Annotated in this window: 16 protein-coding genes; 11 read left to right on the forward strand and 5 right to left on the reverse strand. The window is 64.4% G+C overall.

Translation table 11 applies throughout. The features are described 5' to 3' along the window. Positions 1-2: 2 nt before the first annotated feature. From AWB80_RS13620 to AWB80_RS45310, 3 genes are all read right to left on the reverse strand, one after another. A complete protein-coding gene (locus AWB80_RS13620; protein ID WP_061175187.1) occupies positions 3-2,381 on the reverse strand; it encodes a hypothetical protein in 2,379 nt (792 codons plus the stop codon). Positions 2,382-2,599: 218 nt separating this feature from the next. Continuing rightward, entirely contained in the window at positions 2,600-3,916 is a 1,317-nt protein-coding gene (locus AWB80_RS13625; RefSeq protein ID WP_087131247.1) for a YadA family autotransporter adhesin, read from the reverse strand. Between the two features lie 303 nt (positions 3,917-4,219). Next, entirely contained in the window at positions 4,220-4,354 is a 135-nt protein-coding gene (locus tag AWB80_RS45310) for a hypothetical protein (protein ID WP_279628652.1), read from the reverse strand. A gap of 94 nt (positions 4,355-4,448) precedes the next feature. Between AWB80_RS45310 and AWB80_RS13630 the strand changes: the two genes are divergently transcribed. Then, a complete protein-coding gene (locus AWB80_RS13630) occupies positions 4,449-5,159 on the forward strand; it encodes a DUF1521 domain-containing protein (RefSeq protein ID WP_160147436.1) in 711 nt (236 codons plus the stop codon). A gap of 1,295 nt (positions 5,160-6,454) precedes the next feature. Here the strand turns inward: AWB80_RS13630 and AWB80_RS13640 are convergent. After that, positions 6,455-6,787 (reverse strand): ribbon-helix-helix domain-containing protein, encoded by a 333-nt coding sequence (locus AWB80_RS13640; RefSeq protein WP_087131250.1) that lies wholly within the window; start codon positions 6,785-6,787, stop codon positions 6,455-6,457. Positions 6,788-7,238: 451 nt separating this feature from the next. Between AWB80_RS13640 and sctC the strand changes: the two genes are divergently transcribed. The 5 genes from sctC to sctJ all read left to right on the forward strand — a co-directional run bounded on the left by sctC (position 7,239) and on the right by sctJ (position 11,809). Next, positions 7,239-8,987: a type III secretion system outer membrane ring subunit SctC gene (gene sctC / locus AWB80_RS13645; protein WP_160147437.1), complete on the forward strand. Its 1,749-nt coding sequence runs from the start codon at positions 7,239-7,241 to the stop codon at positions 8,985-8,987. Beyond that, positions 8,984-10,078: an FHA domain-containing protein gene (locus tag AWB80_RS13650; protein WP_061175192.1), complete on the forward strand. Its 1,095-nt coding sequence runs from the start codon at positions 8,984-8,986 to the stop codon at positions 10,076-10,078. Before sctC ends, AWB80_RS13650 begins: the two co-directional genes overlap by 4 nt. A gap of 101 nt (positions 10,079-10,179) precedes the next feature. Beyond that, positions 10,180-10,539 carry a hypothetical protein gene (locus AWB80_RS13655; RefSeq protein WP_143328023.1) on the forward strand — a complete coding sequence of 120 codons (360 nt, stop codon included), beginning with the start codon at positions 10,180-10,182 and terminating at the stop codon, positions 10,537-10,539. 89 nt (positions 10,540-10,628) lie between these two features. Further along, complete coding sequence (locus AWB80_RS13660) at positions 10,629-10,952, forward strand: hypothetical protein (RefSeq protein WP_143328024.1); 324 nt, start codon at positions 10,629-10,631, stop codon at positions 10,950-10,952. Continuing rightward, positions 10,949-11,809: a type III secretion system inner membrane ring lipoprotein SctJ gene (sctJ, locus tag AWB80_RS13665; RefSeq protein ID WP_061175195.1), complete on the forward strand. Its 861-nt coding sequence runs from the start codon at positions 10,949-10,951 to the stop codon at positions 11,807-11,809. The genes AWB80_RS13660 and sctJ overlap by 4 nt, the downstream gene beginning before the upstream one ends. Here the strand turns inward: sctJ and AWB80_RS43230 are convergent. Further along, positions 11,792-12,355, reverse strand: coding sequence for a hypothetical protein (locus tag AWB80_RS43230; protein ID WP_143328025.1), 564 nt, complete (start codon positions 12,353-12,355; stop codon positions 11,792-11,794). The genes sctJ and AWB80_RS43230 overlap by 18 nt on opposite strands. Before the next feature lie 23 nt (positions 12,356-12,378). On the opposite strand from AWB80_RS43230, the gene AWB80_RS13675 reads away from it, so the two are divergent. From AWB80_RS13675 to AWB80_RS13695, 5 genes are read left to right on the forward strand one after another with little or no spacing between them, the layout of a single operon-like run. Next, a complete protein-coding gene (locus tag AWB80_RS13675; protein ID WP_061175197.1) occupies positions 12,379-13,134 on the forward strand; it encodes a FliH/SctL family protein in 756 nt (251 codons plus the stop codon). Continuing rightward, positions 13,131-14,114, forward strand: a complete 984-nt coding sequence (locus tag AWB80_RS13680) for a FliM/FliN family flagellar motor switch protein (protein ID WP_061175198.1) — start codon at positions 13,131-13,133, stop codon at positions 14,112-14,114. The genes AWB80_RS13675 and AWB80_RS13680 overlap by 4 nt, the downstream gene beginning before the upstream one ends. After that, positions 14,111-14,761: an EscR/YscR/HrcR family type III secretion system export apparatus protein gene (locus tag AWB80_RS13685; protein WP_061175199.1), complete on the forward strand. Its 651-nt coding sequence runs from the start codon at positions 14,111-14,113 to the stop codon at positions 14,759-14,761. Before AWB80_RS13680 ends, AWB80_RS13685 begins: the two co-directional genes overlap by 4 nt. Beyond that, positions 14,758-15,036 (forward strand): type III secretion system export apparatus subunit SctS, encoded by a 279-nt coding sequence (gene sctS, locus AWB80_RS13690; protein WP_061175200.1) that lies wholly within the window; start codon positions 14,758-14,760, stop codon positions 15,034-15,036. The genes AWB80_RS13685 and sctS overlap by 4 nt, the downstream gene beginning before the upstream one ends. Further along, a complete protein-coding gene (locus AWB80_RS13695; RefSeq protein WP_061175201.1) occupies positions 15,033-15,755 on the forward strand; it encodes an EscT/YscT/HrcT family type III secretion system export apparatus protein in 723 nt (240 codons plus the stop codon). The genes sctS and AWB80_RS13695 overlap by 4 nt, the downstream gene beginning before the upstream one ends. The last annotated feature ends 1 nt before the right edge of the window (position 15,756 follow it).

Genomic DNA, 15,756 nt, shown 5'->3' on the forward strand with positions numbered 1-15,756 from the left:
CTTCATGCGCCTGCGGTATCCGAGGTTGCCTGTTCGGCGTCCGCCGCGGGGGCAGCGTCGTCGGCGGGCGCAGAGGGTTGCGTGTCGCTGTCGGTGTTCACAGCGGGCGGTTCAGCGGCGACTTGCTGATCGGAAGCGTTCGTAGGGGCCGCTGCGGTTTGCTGCGAATTATCGCCGCTTGCCGAAGTGTCCTGTGGTTGCTGAGCGGGCGCCGGTTGCGTCGCTTGCGTCTGTGCGCCGCCCTCGTCGGGCGTCTGCGTTGCGTATTTTTTCCAATCCGCGAAGGTTGCCGCATTGCCCGGACTCAGCGCGCCGGTCTGCCGGCCCTGTTCCTGGCCATCGCTGCCGACCGTGTAGGAGGTGTGTTGCGTGCCTGTGGCCTTGTCCACTGCACGGCTGCCATCCGGGTTGTATGTGACGTGCGTGAGCGTCCCCGAGCCATCGCTCGGATCATAGCTGGTCGAGGACGTGGGCTTGCCCGTCGCATCGTAACTGTTAATCGCGCCGACATTGCCCTGCGCGTTGCGGGACTCGATGGTATGGCCGCCGCCCGGGTCCGTCGTGTTCTGGGCGGTTATCGCACCGGTTTCCGGGTCATAGTGCGTGGTCTGTATGCCCATTGGCGATACGTTCTGCGCCTGCGTCATCTGGTTCTTCGCGTTGTAGGATTGCGTCTTCATCGAAAGGTTCTCGTTATCGGGTGTCGTAACCGAACGGCTGCCATCGGGTTGGTAGTCGATATTCTTGTTCGGCGCTTCCGTCACGGGGTCGAAGTAACGCGCGCTCACGCGATTTCCATTGGGGTCGAACTGGACTCGCGAGCCGAGCGTGTTCTGATCGTTGTACGAATTGAGCGTCCTGCTGCCGTCCGGTTCGGTCACGACCTGATTCGTCACCCTGTTGGTCGCCGGGTCGGAGTAGTTCTTCTGGCCGCCCAGGGCATTGTTCGCGCCCACCGGTTGCGGCGGCGCGACGCCCGCCGCCGTGTCGCCCTGCCCCTTGAATGCCTGCAATTGCGCCGGCGTGTAGCTCATGGCCTGCTCGGGCGACCGGTTGCCGTTCGCGTCGGTGCTGACGCGCGTTCCTGCTCCGTTCTCATCGATGGTGTCGGCGACGCGGCTGCCATCCGCGTTGTACCGGACGTTGAGATTCATCCGGCCGGTATCGGGGTCGTAGGCGCTCATGCCGGTGCGGTTGCCTTGAGCGTCGTAGTCGTTTTGCAGGCCCACCTTGTGCAGATCATTGAAGGAGTAAAGGGTGCGGCTGCCGTCCGGATGCGTCACGACCTGATTCGTGTTGCGGGCTTCGTTCGGATCGAAATAGTCCTTCTGCGTCTCGCGGCCATTGGCGTCGTACTGGGTCATGCGGGTCGTGCGATTCTGCGCATTGAACTGCGATTCCAACTGCGAGCCGTCCGCATTGAAGCCACGTTCGACGCCGGACTTGTCGGCATTGAAGTCGCTTTGCTGGAGCGTTTGTCCCGCGCCGTCCTTGACCGTCATGCCGTAGCTGCCGTCCGGGTTATAGGTGTACGACGAACTCTGGAGGGGCTTGCCCGACGGGTCGACCGTCTGGACGGACTGGAGCCTGCCGTCCTGGTAATTCTGCGTGGAGACATCGCCGGATTTCCAGTTTTCAGTCGAGGACGTGATGTCGCCGGTGTTGGGGTCGCTCTGGAAGCTGGCCGAAACCGGCCGACCCGGTTCGATCGGCGCCAGGCCGCTGAACTGTCGACCATCGTAGTCATAGGTGCCGTCGGTGAAGTGGCGATCGTTGACCATCGACGCGCCCATGCCTGCGTGAATGATCCGGCTGTCGTTCTGCGCGTCCGTCAGTCCGGCCGGGCGATTCTTGCTCGCCGCTTCGAACGCGTCGAACGTTTCCGGAGATGAGGTGTCAGGCTCGATCCCGGGCTTGCCCGCGGCCTGGAGGCTGCCGTTGATCTCATTGCCGATCTTCCAGCCGTTGTACTCGCCTCCGGTCTCGTTGAGCAGCGACCACATGCCGTTGTTATGGTAGCCGGCTGGATCGCGTGGGTTCGCGGTGTCGATGTACTTGTCCTTGAACGCGAAGTCGCTGGGTTGATTCGCGACGTGGCCGACTTCATGGGCGAGCAGGTTGACGAAGGAGCCGTCGGATTGCTGCGTGACGTCGGGGGCGAATTCCAGTTGATTTTTGTCATAGATGTAACGCCCGTCCGCGGGCAAATCCGGGTTTATCGCCATCGGTTGCAACGTGCCAGCGGCGACTCTTTCGTTCGCTGCCTGAAGTTGCGCGACGAAGGTCGGGCTTCTGTTGATCAGATCGAGTTGCGACTGGGTTGGCTTCACGTCGCCCCAGACAGGCTCGGTTCCGGTGATGGGTTTGATTTTGACGCTCATGTGTCACCTCTTTCAGTGTGATAAAGGGAACATGCCATCTTCTTACCGGAAAGCTTCGTCAGTATTCGTTTGACGGCATGGCCGCGATCTACGCGGTATATCAAGGATGACGAACAGACGATTCGGCGGGTGATATCTTTTCATGTTCATTCGTGACGACGGGGCGACATCCTTGTGCCGAACCTCCCGGACTCGCGAAATCGCCGTTGCGTGCCTGGTCACGCTCTCAATACGATGCCAATCCCGACGCGCACGATGGTGCTGTTGCCGCCCGCCGTCGATATGCCGAGGTTCAGATTGACGTTGCCCTTCTGGTTCCAGCGCGAGACGCCGATGCCGAGCGCCGCCTGGCCGCGATAGCTTGCAATGCCCGCATTGAGCGTCGTACGGCCCGGCAAGTAAGGCGTGACGATGTTGAGCGCCGAGGCCGACGCGATGCCACGTCGAGCCGACTGGTCGACGCCGTCGATGCGCTCGTTCAGGCCGCGCGTCGCGTGATCGAGCTGTCCGACGTTGACGGCGTCGGTGGGAGCGGTCCCCGGTGCGACATTGATGATCTGCCGCTCGTGCCCCGCGCTACCGACGGAGACAGCCTGGTCGCGGTCGGCGACCGAGTCGGCGCCGATCGCCACGGAACCAACGCCGCTCGCCACGGCTGCCTCGCCGAATGCGCTCGATCGCTCGCCGCTCGCCGTGGCCCCGCCGCCCAGTGCGACGCTGCCCGAGCCTGCGGCGCCTGCGGCGCCGGCGGCCGCGCGCAACGCCAGCTGCGGCAAGCGCGAAGCATTGGCATTCTGCGTAAGCTCGCCGAGACTCGCCGCTTGCCGGTTGATCGCGGACCCCCGCGTTCCTTCGACGCTGTCCGCGCTGTTTGCGTCGACCGCACCCGTGGCGATGCCAGCCATTGAACTCCGCGCATGCATCCGGTTTGCGATCGCCTGGCTCGACGTGCCCTGTCCCGCGTGCCTGGCGAGAGCAGACGCATCGGAGCCGAGCCGGCCGCGCACCATCATGCGACGGGAAACGGCGGGCTTTTGATGGACTGGCGCAACACGTCGCGCCCGCCGCTGCCAGCGATCGAGCGGGGCGTGGCCAGCCTTGACGCCCGGGGTGCCCGAGGCGACTCCGCGCGCCGTCGAGCGGAACGTGACGCGCATCTCGGTGGCCGGGGCGTAAGCGATAACGTTGGGCGCTGACGGAAAGTCACGTTGCAACGAATCGAACCCGGCAGGCGAAAGCGACGAGGTCGCCGGTGTGCGCGAGGACGTGTCGGCGGCCATCGTCAGGTCGACATGCTGAGCGCCGGACATCCATGCGCTCATGTCGGGAGGCTGATGACTTTGTATTGCAGTGATGGCACCGCTTTCGGCAAAGGAGAGCGACGCTGTGCCGCCGAGTCCGAGCAGCGCGAAAGTCTTCACGGCGCGCGACAGGAAGGCCCGCGCCACGCGCAGTGCGATACTTCGGTCGACCTTCGGTGCGAGTCCCGCGACCTGCCGAATCATGCCTGCATTCAAATCGGTTCGACGATGCATTTGTAATCCATATAAATGTGAGCAATATATGCTTCGGTTTCTCGAGGAGCCGTCGATGCGCCTTCCAGGCGTGTTCCGGGCGGGGTTACGTATTGCATCGGGAGCTTAGCCGTCGGAGGCGCAGCCACGGTGATACTCCGTTATCGCGGAAAACACTGGAAAGCCGGGATTGGCGATGTGCTGAATAGGTAGTACATCGAATGACATACGGCGAATATTATCGGGTCTGCAGGGAATGCAACCGGGTGCAATGTGCTCAGATGTTCCCTGCGAAATGGTTGTATCGATGAACTGCTAATTTCTTCAGGAAACCAAAATGCAAGCAGCTCTTGATAGTTCTTCCTCGTTCTCGATGAATCCGTTCTCCGGCAGATCGACGTCGTCTTCGTCTTTCTCGAGTAGCCGGAGCGACTCGTCGTTCGGCTGGCGGGATTTCATGCCGTCCTTTCAGTCGCCGTTTCAGCCGTCCTCGCAGCCTTTCTCACCGCCCTTCTCGTTGCCGATGCCCTCGGGCGCGTTCGGCGACAGCAGCATGTCCAGTTCGAGTTTCAACTACGCGGCCCAGCAGATGTCGCGTAGTCCGGACAGTTACAGCGATTATTTCGCCTCGGGCGGTGCGACGTCGTTCAATCGTCAAAGTCCGTTCGGCAATGCCTCATACAACCACATGGAGTCCACCAGCTATATGGATCAAGGGCACAGATCGCCTTCTGGCGGCCGCGACACCGGGTTCGACTCCGGCCGGTGTGCTCGCTGGTCGGATTCGGGCGTCCAAGGGGGCAAATCGTCAGTCGATCTCGGCAACTACAAGCTCGCTTTCGACAAGTCGAATTCGTCGATGCTCCTGACCAACACGCAATCGGGCGACGCCACGAAGATCTGGGGCGATCCGCATATCGACCTTCACTCCGGCGCGGGCAATCAGCAAAGCGGCATGTTCAATGGACCGCTCACGTTCAGCCTGCCGGATGACACCACCGTCGCGGTCGGCACGGAGCCGGGGAACGGCAATTCTGGCGTGTCGTATGCGGACAAAGTGAGGATCACGCAGGGCAATCGCTCCTACGTCGTCGATGGTCTGAGCGAGCAGGACAGCGCGCCGCTCACCGTGCGACGAGGCGATGCCAGCGCGGCCGGGCAGGTTCCCACCGGCGGCTACCATCTGATCGCGAACCCGAACGGCTCGGGCTGGATCAATGCGCAAACGCATCAGGAGGCCACGGCGTCCGACTTTCGTGCCTGACAGACCATAGTCGGGCGACGCTGGTGCAGTTCGGCGGCGATGGCGGCGCAAGCGGTCGCCGCCGCTTTCCTTTCCCTGCTGGCGAAGCCGCCCGCCCGAAAAAGCAAGGCCGGAACGCATGCGCATGCGAAACGAGGCCGTGCTTGCCCAGATGGATCCCGACGATCGCCATGCTCGGCACGATGGCTCTCCCTAAACAGAAATGGCCGGTCCGTGTGAGCTGAACCGGCCATTTCCCTCAGGGTGATCAACTGATAGAACGTGCGCGGCAAGCTCGCACGCCCGCGCACGTCATCACAGTCACATTCCGATATGTCGAATCAGGCGTCACCGCCGCCTGCGTCGGCCGCGGCGCCCGCATCGCCCGCGCCCGCGTCGGCAGAAGGCGCTGCGTCGACTCCCGTGTCCCCAGCCGAGACCGCGCCATCATCGGCGGCGAGCGCTTCGGTAGCCGCGGGGTCTTCCGGCGCTGGGGCATTGTTGCTCGCGGAACCAGGCACAGTGGTGGAACCCTGGCCGCCCGAAGCCCCCGAAGCCCCCGAAGCCCCCGAAGCCCCCGAAGCCCCCGAAGTACCCGTGCTACCTCCGCCGCTGCCGCCGCCTCCGCCGATTCCCCCGCCTCCGATTCCTTTCATCAAGCCGCCGAGAAGGCTGGCGAGCGGATTAGCGAAGCTCTGCATTGCCGTGGCGATCCCACCGAGTCCGCCAAGCAGATCGGCAGGCTTAGCCGAGGCGGACGGCGCACTTGCTGGGCCGGCCGAAGCCGATGCGCGGGCCGGCAGCGCTGGCGCGGCCGCCGCAACGGCACTGGGTGCGCGCGCAACGGGCGCCGCGGACGCGCCGCCGCCATTCACCTGGAAAGGCGCGGGCGCACGAGCGGCTCCATCGTTCGACCCCATTGGCGCGGTCGCGGAGCCGGCAAGGGCCAGGGACGACGGGATCGACGAAGCGCCCGCCAGCGCATCAGGGGCAGGTGAGAACAACTGCCTGTCTGTTGCGCCCGCCAGCGCTGCCATGGCTCCCGGATCGGCGTCGTCCTCCTGCGCCACGGGTGGAAGGTAGATGGGCGCATAACCGACGGCCGGTTGTTGGGCCGCGTCGGCTGGGAACTGCGCAGCGTCGCTGGCCATGATTCTCGGCAGCGCCGGAGTTCTGTTGACTACTAGCATATTCACTCCTTTCTGAATCGAATCTGCGCGTTTGCGCAGACGGTCTTTTGGGTCGCCAGTTTCATCAATTCTCGTAACGTCGATTTGTTCTGCGTACACCTCCTCTATCTGGTTGAAACTGTGTCGCTATCGTGTTGCGAACTGCATCAGTCCTTTCGACAGCCGCCCCCAACCCTCCTCCGCGATCATGGTCTCGACGCGCCTGGCCAGTTGCACGACGCAAACCACGCGCACGTAGGCAGTGAAATTCTTTATGTTGTCTCCTGTCAGGTCCATCTCCATCGACCAGTTGGACAGCAGCTTTCCGACGCTGACGCTATCCTGACGAGCCAGTACTTCGATAATCTCCCAGTAAATTTCTTCCAGGCGAATGCACGTTGCGAGTCCGTTGATGCGTATGGATCTCTGCCGCGGTTCAACGAGTTTCAAGCTGAAGTTGCAATAACGTTTCTTGACCATATGCGTCGCTTAGCTGGCCTGCGGTCTGCATCGATCGTGGCGATCTGTGTTAGGGGTTCGTGGAATGTGTTCGGAAGTTTGTTGTTTGGTATGCTTACCTAATTTCATTCGGGATCCAGTTTATATCTCAAACCCGTTGCGATTCTGTTTTGAAACGGTCGCCGATTGCCTCATGCTTCATCAGCGGTTGAAATACTGATCCTTAAAAAAAATGCCGTGTGGTAAATCTCTATGTCATCCTCATTGATGAACGGAGATAGATTTAGGACATCGCATGCCGGCCTGACCGGAGCAGGAATATGAGATGTCCATGAACTGGCGTAAAAAATGTAATCGTCCTTTGATGCGCGGCCATGCGGTTTGCATGGCGGCCAACCGCATCGTTCCCATTTGCATGGCATTGCAGTGCGCAAACTCATATCCGGCAGAACCCGTATGGCAAGGCGCGGCCATGCGGTATGTCGCGCATGATTCGCGACTTGCGGACGTGCTGACGGACGTGGCGAGCGCCGGCGGTCTGCGCCTCGATGTCACGCGCAACGTGCGCGGCAATGTGAGCGGCGTGTTCGAAAACAAGCCCTCCGAGGTGTTCCGGACGCTCGCCGAGGCCTGGGGTCTCGTGTGGTATTTCGATGGACAGACGATCCACGTGTCGACGGCCGACGATGTGCGCAGCCGGACCATTTCGTTCGCGCCACTGACGAAAGATGCCGTCGCCGCTCTGCTGCGCAGTCTCGATCTCGACGACCCGCACCTCCCATTGAGCTATGCCAGGGACAGCGTGAAGGTAGTCGGGCCATCCCGTTATGTCGACGCCATTGCCGAAGCGATCACCAGGGCGCAGGAGCAGCCTCCGGTGCAGGAGCGCAGCTTCGAGCGCACGCAGATCCGCGTATTCAGGCTGCGCTATGCGCAGGCCCAGGACATCACCTACAACTCAGGCGGTCGTCAGCAAACCATCGCAGGCGTCGCGTCGTTGTTGCGTCGTCTGATGGAGAACACCAGCGTGCCCCGGGCATCGGCCATGCGCGGCGCGCGCACGGACGCGGCGCAGACCTCGCACGGCGGCGTGCCGCCATTGCCGAGCGTGCCGGGACTTCGCGAGACGTCGCAGGCCGCGGCGAGTCTCGACAGCGCGGCCGAGCTACCGCAGTCGCTGGTCACGCCAGCCAGGCGCAGCATCATCGCCGACGCGCGCACCAACTCGGTCGTGGTGTACGACGTGCCCGAGATGATGCCGGCTTACGAGCGAGCCATCGCGATGCTTGACCAGCGGCAGGATCTGGTGGAAATCTCTGCGCTGGTCATGGATGTGTCGAGCGACGCAGCGCGGGAACTGGGCATTCGCTGGGGCGGGGCGGTGAGCTCTCGCGATGCGCGCGTGCCCTATGGCGTCGGGCTGTCCGTGCAGCCGGACGGATCGGCGGCTGCGGGCATGGCCGACGCCGGGCTCACTTTCACCACGCTGATCGGCAACTCGGTGCGCTTCCTGTACAGCCAGATTCACGCGCTCGAACAGAACGGCCGCGCCCGCGTGCTTTCCCGGCCGCGCGTTCTGACCTTGAACAACGCGGAGGCGGTGCTGTCGTCGCGCAACTCGGTGTATGTGCGTGTCGCGGGCAACCAGGACGCCAATCTGTTCAACGTCGATACCGGACTGACGCTCAAGGTCACGCCGACGGTGGAGCAGAGCGGCGCCGCGCGCGGCAGCATCCTGCTCAGCGTGCAGATCGAAGATGGATCGTTCGACGACTCCGCGTCCGTCGACGGCATCCCGCGCGTGAACACGAACTCGATCATCACGCAAGCCGTGGTCGGTGACGGAGAGAGCCTGCTCATCGGCGGTTACGAATACGAGCACAGTCTGGACAGCGGATCGAAGGTGCCCATCCTCGGCGATCTTCCCGTGATTGGCGCGCTCTTCAATGACGATCGCTCGGTCGTCGACCGTACCGAGCGGCTCGTACTCATCACGCCCCAGATCAAGCGCTTCTCGCCCGCGGATGGCGCAAGCGCGCCCGCGGCGGATTCGCCCGCGATCACGTTGCCGGTTGCGCCGGTCGTGCCGGCCGTCGCGTCGTCATCGCCCATGGCGGCGCCGCAGCTCGTGCGCGAGACGTACATTGCGCCGCCGCTGCCGCCGGACGCGCAGGCCGCGTCGGCATCCGGCAAGGTGGCGTTGCGCGGGAGGACTCAATGAGCGGCGTTGCGCGTCTCTATGTCACGCAGGGCTTGCACGCCGGTGCGAGCATCGCGCTTTTGAACGACCGCGAAGTCGTGATCGGCGGCGATGGAGAAGCGGGGCTCGTCCTCGTGGACGCGGGCGTCAAGCCGCATCATGCGACCGTGCGTCTGCAAGGCGACAGACTCGTGCTGCGCACCGTAAGCGATAGCGTCGTGGTGTTCGCGCACACGCTCGGCGCAGGGAGGAAGACGCTGTTGCGGCACGGGGCGAGCTTCCGGATCGGCGAAGCGGCCTTGTTGTTCAGCAACGGTGCGCAGATGACCGACCGGGACGCAGAGCGGGCAGAACTCGCGTGGCTTTTCACGCATGCGCCGCTCGCATGGTTGCGCAGGCGCTGCGCGCGCGTGCCTCGCTATGGCCGCGTGGTGCTGATGTTCGCGCCGTTCGCGCTCGCATCGCTATTCGTCATGGATCTGCTGACTCCGCCCACGCCGGTAGCGCAATCGTCGTTGCTGGAGAAGCCGGCGTTCCGCAATGTTCGCGTGGGAACCGACCAGACCACGGGAACGCGTCTGTACGAAGGCTATGTGCAAACGCCAGCCGATCTCGGCGCGCTGGCGCTCGAAGCGCGTGCGCAAGGCGTCGCGGCAAACGTGCGCGTAGCGGTCATCGACAACATGCAGGAACAGCTGAGCGATTTCCTCGATCTGTACTATCGCGGCGCGCAGTTGAGCGCGGCCGACCCGGGGACGTTCATTGCGACGCCGCCCGCGAGCGCGGGCTATCTGCAGGCCGAGTCGTGGGACTACGCACGGATCGCGCGTCTCGCGCAGAGCCAAGTGGAAGGTCTGAAGGCGCTGCGTTTCGCCGGTCACGAGAACGAAGCCGGACCGGTGCGCGTTCCGATGGAGGCGCTCGGCCTGAATCTGGTGAGCTCGCCACACACTGCATGGCTGGCCGACCGGCAGGGCGTGCGGTATTTCGCCGGAGCTCGCGTGGCAATCGGACGAATCCAGCGCATTGGCCGATGCAATGCGACTGTCATACGCGATGACGGCAGTATCTACGACCTCATCACACGCACGGACGAAGGGAAGTCCTGCTGAGCACCCGGGCATCAACCCTTTGAACGCCGGCGCGCCGTTCGAAGGTTCATGGAGTCCTCCGACTCGAGAAGCGCGTCACTGTTTAATAAGGAATACGGAACATGCAAACCGAGAACCTTGGATTCACACCCGCCATGTACGGCTATGGTGGGCAGATGTACAACCCCGGCGGCGTGAGCATGATCGCCGCGGACGGCACGCTTTCGCTCGCCAGCGTCTCCGAGGCGGTCAAGCGCGTCCTGCAGGGGCAGGCTCAGCAGATCAACCAGCTGCAGCAGCAGGCGGGCGCGCAGGAGGGGCAAGGCGGTCAGGGCGGTCAGGGCGGCGGCGGTGTCGGGAGCGCCACGATGCTGAGCATGCAGGCGAAGGTGGGCGAATACACGGCATCGCTTCAGCAGGGCACCTCGATGATGAGCAGCCTGGCTGAAACGCACAAGTCTGTCGCTCAGAACACGAAGTAGTACAGATCGTCGCCGGAGAGGCCCCCGCGAGGGGGTCATCGCAAGCGCTCTCTCACGTCATTGCCCATCCAGGCAAAAGGAACCCTTCGATGTCACCGCAAGCCATCGGGATGTTTCCCGTTTCCCTCGACAACATGCTTACCGTTCCCGCGGTCGCGCCGACGCAGGCAAGCCCCGACGATGTGGGCGGACACGCATTGACGCGCCTCGCCGAACGCGCGCAAGACTCGCTGCAGAGCGCCGCCGCTCCGCTCGACATCCTGCGCGATCCTGCCCGGCGGCATCCGCTCACGACCAGCGAACTGCTGTCGCTGCAGGCGGCGGTGTCCGACTACTCCGTCACGCTGCTCACGCTCTCTCATCTTGCACAGAGCGCCGGCAGCGCCATCCAGTCCCTCACTCAGAGAACATGATGCGACGCACATTGCTTGTGCTGCTTCTGCTGCCGCTGGCGCTGCTCGCCGCGTGCAAGACTTCACTGTTCGAGGGTATCGACGAAGAGCAGGCGAATCGCATCGTCGCGGTTCTGAGCCGTCACGGCATCGAGGGCTTCAAGGACCGCAATGCCGACAAGACCTGGAACGTTTCCGTGGACGAAAGCCACGCCGTGGCCGCGACCGAACTTGCCGGGGCTTACGCGCTGCCGCGCGGTGCGCATGCCAACCTCGGCGAACTGTTCAGCCGGCAGGGGCTTATTGCGAGCCCGGAGGAGGACCACGTTCGATACGTATACGGACTCACGCAGGAAATGGCGGAAACGCTCGAAAAGATCGACGGCGTGCTCGATGCCCGCGTGCATATCGTCGATCCGCCGCGCGATCCGCTGATGGGCCCCGCGCCGCAACCCAGCGCGTCCGTGATGCTTCGCTATAGCAGCGATGCCGGTCTCGAACAGATGCGCAGCAAGATTCGGTCGCTCGTAGCCGGCGCGGTCGAGGGGCTTACGCCCGAGCGCGTCTATGTCACGTTCGTTCCGGTCATGCCCGTCGTGACGGCGGACGAAGCGTGCAGGCAAACGGGCGTCTGCCCGCACTCGGCGCCCGCTCCGCGTGCGACCGTCACACGCGTGCTCATAGCGTTGACGCTCATGGCGCTGCTCCTCAGCGTGGCGGTCTGGATCTGGGATTCGGGCATCCGAACCTTCCCGAGGATCAGGATCCCCGGCATCACGTTTTATCGCAGGCGCGCCCGTGGCGACGGTAAATCGAGTCAGGCTCCGGGCATGTCCGCCGATACAACCGCTTCATCAACTTCAGAAGGTGGCCAATGAAAACGCACTCCGCTCTCGGAATCGCCGATTGGGCGCATCACAGCTGGCTCGCACGCGCCACACCGGCGCGCAACGAGCGCGCGCGCGCAGGCGGCGGCCTATCTGTTCACGCGCTTTCCCGCGCTGACCGATCCCGGCGTGACGCAGTTGCCGGGGTCCGCGGCGCGGCTCGCGCGGCCGGCTTACGCACGTCTGATGCGGATCTGCGCGGCGCTCGCATGCGCACACGCGCTGCGACTCGTCGTCAGCGCCGAGGCGCGCGCCCGGTTCACCGTGACGACGGGCCTGCCGCCGCTCACGGCGCTTCAATCGCATCCGCGCGGCGATCATGACGATCTGCCGCTCGATGAACCCCTCGACTTCTTCAGTCGGCGCGGCCTGATCGTCGCCGGCCTCGCGCTCGCTTTGCGCGCGGCCGGCGGCGAAGCGCAACGTCAACGGATGCAACTGCGTCTGCCGCGCGATTGCGCCGAAGCCGCCGCGCAATGGCGTCTTCCGTGCGTTTCGCCGCGGATTGCGCTTGAACTGTTCGGCGATGCTCTGCACCTGCTGAATGCGAGGGGTGCGACATGCTGATCTGGCGCGTATCCGACTGGCGTGTGGAGTCCGATGGCTATATCTGCCGCGACGATCTCGCGCGGCTGCAGGACCTGCGCGCGCTGCAGAGCATGAATGCACAGCTTGCCATGCACGAGAAGTCCCGTCTCGTGGAGCGCGCACGCCGGGTGCGGCGTCGTGCGTTCGCGCGCGGCTATCGGGCCGGCCGCGCGGCCGCGTTGCACGATCTCGTCATGCCCACGTCCGCGGCGGCGTTCGCGCTGGCCGCGCTCGAGGAGCGGCTGTTGCGGGTCGCACTGGACGCCCTGGCCGAAATCCTCGGCGAACTGCCGCCTGGCGCGACCTTGCCGAAGCAGATGCGCCGCAGCCTGCAGGCCGCGTCCGGGGAGCGACTGCTTTCGGTGCGCGTCGCGGCATGCGACCACGACGAGGCAAGGCGCGCAATCGACGCGATGGAAAAAAACCTGGGCTTTCCGCTCGTCACGATTCTCCCCGACGCCGGCCTGCCGCCGCGCTCGTGCGTGGTCGAAACCGATCAGGGTTTGATCGATGGCGGCTTGCGTCAGCAGGTCCGGGCGCTCGAGCGCGGCACGCGTGATGCGATCGCCGCCGTGCTGGACACCTACACGCGACTCGACGAGCGCGTGGTCGCGCAGTTCGAGGCGATCGAACGAGGGCTTCGCGACACCATCGACGTCCTGTCGGACGCGTCGCCGGAGGGCGACGCGTTTGGGCGTGCGCCGGCCAGCGGAGGGCACGCGGGATGAACCCCTTCACCGGCCTGAAACGGCTCACGCGCATGCAGGCCGAGCGTCAGAACATCGCGGCCTTGCAGTTCGGGTTTCCGGCGCTCGTGAGCGTAGGTCATCGCCGCTACGCGCTCGTTTTCGAGCCGTGCCGTTCGCACTATCCATTGCGGCTGCACGGCACGGCGTGCGGCGCGCCGCTGCAACTCGACCTGGACGCGCAGGCGCTCCTGCCCGAGCTGTCGCGCGAAACCCTCGAAAAGGCGGGGCCGCACGCAGCCTGCCTGATCGCGGACGCGTGCGAGGACTGGTTGTGCGCACTGGAGGGCGTGTTCGGATTCGCGCTGGATGTCACCGCGGTGTCGTTCGACGTGGCGCCCGACCCCGGCGCCTACGGGCTGGCCCTCACGCACGTCCAGAGCGGCCGCACCGCCGGCTTCTCGTTTCATAACGAAGCGGTCGACCTGTGGCTGCGGCGCCGGCGGGACCCGCTGTGCGACCTGCGTGCGCTGGCGCGCCGCGTGGTCGTGGCCGTGCCGGTCTGCATCGCCGGTCCCACGCTTTCGTTGCCGCGCCTGCGGCGCATCCGTCCAGGCGATGCGCTGGTGCTCGATCGTCATGTCCGATATCTGTGCCTGCCGCTTCGTGACGGTATGCGGCGCTTTCTACTGAAAACTCAAGGAGACCAAACGATGATCGACCGTTCCATGATCGACGAGCAGCATCCGGCACCGGAACTGACGAGCGAATTCATTCCCATCGATGCGCTCACGTTCAGCTTCGATGCCATGATCGGCTCGCTGCGGCTGACGCTCGACGAGCTCAGCCGCTTGCGCAGCGGCTCGCTGGTGTCGTTGCAGATCGCGGTGCGCGAGCGCGCCGTAACGCTGCTCTGCCAGGGCATGCCGTTCGCGCGCGGCGAACTCGTCGATATCGACGATGTGCTGGCCGTGCGCATCACGAGCCTGGTCCGGTCCCCGGACACGGACCGTGCGTCATGATCGGCGCTCAGACCGGCCAGTTGCAACTGATCGGCGTCTTCTTTCTGCTGGGCCTCGCGCCGCTCGCGGTGGTCATGACGACATCGTTCACCAAGTTCAGCATCGTGTTGACGCTTCTGCGCTCGGCGCTGGGCGTGCAGCAGGCGCCGGGCAACATGGCGATCTCCGGGCTCGCGCTCGCTGCCACGCTCATTGTGATGGGGCCGACGATGCACCGTATCGGCGATGCGCTCGCCATCGACGAACGCATCGAGAGCGGGCAGTTGCCGCCGCTCGCGCAGATGATCGACGCCGTTCGCGAACCGCTCGGCGAGTTCATGCTCGCGCACTCGCGTCCCGCCGAACGCGCGCTGCTCGTCGATGCGTCAAAACGCATCGACGCGTCGAACGCCGTGCGGGAAGACGATTTCACCCTGCTCGTGCCCGCCTTCCTGATCAGCGAGATTTCCGCCGGCTTCGAAGCGGGCTTTCTGCTCTATATCGCCTTTCTGGTGATCGATCTCGTCGTGGCGAACGTACTCACGGCCATGGGGATGATGATGCTTTCCCCGAGCAGCGTCTCCATTCCAATCAAACTGTTCGTGCTCGTCGCCGCATCCGGCATTCCGCGGCTCATGCACGCGCTCATTCTCGGTTACGCCCGATGAATACGCTGCCTTCCCTTTCCTCGCTCGCCGCCGACGCGCTGCTGCTGGTGTTCTGGCTGTCGCTGCCGATGCTCGCCGTCGCCACTGCCGTGGGCCTGCTGCTCGGGCTCTTTCAGTCGGTCACGCAGATTCAGGATCAGAGCCTGCCTTACGGCGCGAAGATCATCTGCGTCGGACTCGTGCTGATCGTCGCTGCGCCGTGGGCCAACCGTGAATTCGCGCGCCTGCTGGGCCAGGTTTTCACGCTGATAGCCGCCGGGCACGCCCGATCATGAATCTCGTCGATCAACTCGCCGGGTTCGCTTTCTGCACGATTCGTCCTGCTATCGCGATGAGCCTGATTCCATTCGGCATCGACGGCGCGCTCGGCCTGGCGCTGCGCGTGCCGCTCGTGCTGATGTTCGCGCTCTTGTCCGGGCACGAGGGTTATCCGTCCGGTGTGATCGCCGCGGGCTTCGTCGAAGCGGTCATCGGCCTCGTGATGGGGCTTGGCCTGAGTGTCGTATTTCATGTGGCTTCGGCGGCGGGCGCGGTCATCGATCAGCAGGCGGGCTATAGCGTGGCTGCGGTCTACGATCCCAACTTCCAGCAGGAGTCGGCGCTCTTCGAGACGCTCTTCACGCAGTTCGCGGCGCTGACCTTTTTCACCGGAGACGGGCTCGTCAGGCTGTGCGGCGTTTTCATTGACGGATGGGCGCTGTGGGCGCCGGGCGGCTCGCATCCCGATCTCGGGCGGCTGACCGGGATGCTCGCCGAGGCGCGGCTCGCTCCGGTTCTCGCGCAGGGTCTGCAGCTTGCCGCGCCATTGCTGGTGCTGATGCTGCTCGTCGATATGTCGGTGGGACTGGCCTCACGTCACGCGAAGCGGCTCAATCCGTTCGCCACGGCGCGCACGGTCAAGGTCATGGCGCTGTCCGTCGCCGCCATGTTGTGCGTGCCGGATATCCTCAAACGCCTCGCGCGTATCGCCGCCGCGTCACTGAACCTGGGATAGC

This window comes from Caballeronia pedi, assembly GCF_001544915.2.
Classification (GTDB): domain Bacteria; phylum Pseudomonadota; class Gammaproteobacteria; order Burkholderiales; family Burkholderiaceae; genus Caballeronia; species Caballeronia pedi.

Coding starts and splice junctions, on each gene's coding strand:
- AWB80_RS13620 (WP_061175187.1), bottom strand. CDS start 2,381: ATGAGCGTCAAAATCAAACCCATCACCGGAACCGAGCCTGTCTGGGGC.
- AWB80_RS13625 (WP_087131247.1), bottom strand. CDS start 3,916: ATGCATCGTCGAACCGATTTGAATGCAGGCATGATTCGGCAGGTCGCG.
- AWB80_RS45310 (WP_279628652.1), bottom strand. CDS start 4,354: ATGAAATCCCGCCAGCCGAACGACGAGTCGCTCCGGCTACTCGAGAAA.
- AWB80_RS13630 (WP_160147436.1), top strand. CDS start 4,449: ATGTCCAGTTCGAGTTTCAACTACGCGGCCCAGCAGATGTCGCGTAGT.
- AWB80_RS13640 (WP_087131250.1), bottom strand. CDS start 6,787: ATGGTCAAGAAACGTTATTGCAACTTCAGCTTGAAACTCGTTGAACCG.
- sctC (WP_160147437.1), top strand. CDS start 7,239: ATGCGGTATGTCGCGCATGATTCGCGACTTGCGGACGTGCTGACGGAC.
- AWB80_RS13650 (WP_061175192.1), top strand. CDS start 8,984: ATGAGCGGCGTTGCGCGTCTCTATGTCACGCAGGGCTTGCACGCCGGT.
- AWB80_RS13655 (WP_143328023.1), top strand. CDS start 10,180: ATGCAAACCGAGAACCTTGGATTCACACCCGCCATGTACGGCTATGGT.
- AWB80_RS13660 (WP_143328024.1), top strand. CDS start 10,629: ATGTCACCGCAAGCCATCGGGATGTTTCCCGTTTCCCTCGACAACATG.
- sctJ (WP_061175195.1), top strand. CDS start 10,949: ATGATGCGACGCACATTGCTTGTGCTGCTTCTGCTGCCGCTGGCGCTG.
- AWB80_RS13675 (WP_061175197.1), top strand. CDS start 12,379: ATGCTGATCTGGCGCGTATCCGACTGGCGTGTGGAGTCCGATGGCTAT.
- AWB80_RS13680 (WP_061175198.1), top strand. CDS start 13,131: ATGAACCCCTTCACCGGCCTGAAACGGCTCACGCGCATGCAGGCCGAG.
- AWB80_RS13685 (WP_061175199.1), top strand. CDS start 14,111: ATGATCGGCGCTCAGACCGGCCAGTTGCAACTGATCGGCGTCTTCTTT.
- sctS (WP_061175200.1), top strand. CDS start 14,758: ATGAATACGCTGCCTTCCCTTTCCTCGCTCGCCGCCGACGCGCTGCTG.
- AWB80_RS13695 (WP_061175201.1), top strand. CDS start 15,033: ATGAATCTCGTCGATCAACTCGCCGGGTTCGCTTTCTGCACGATTCGT.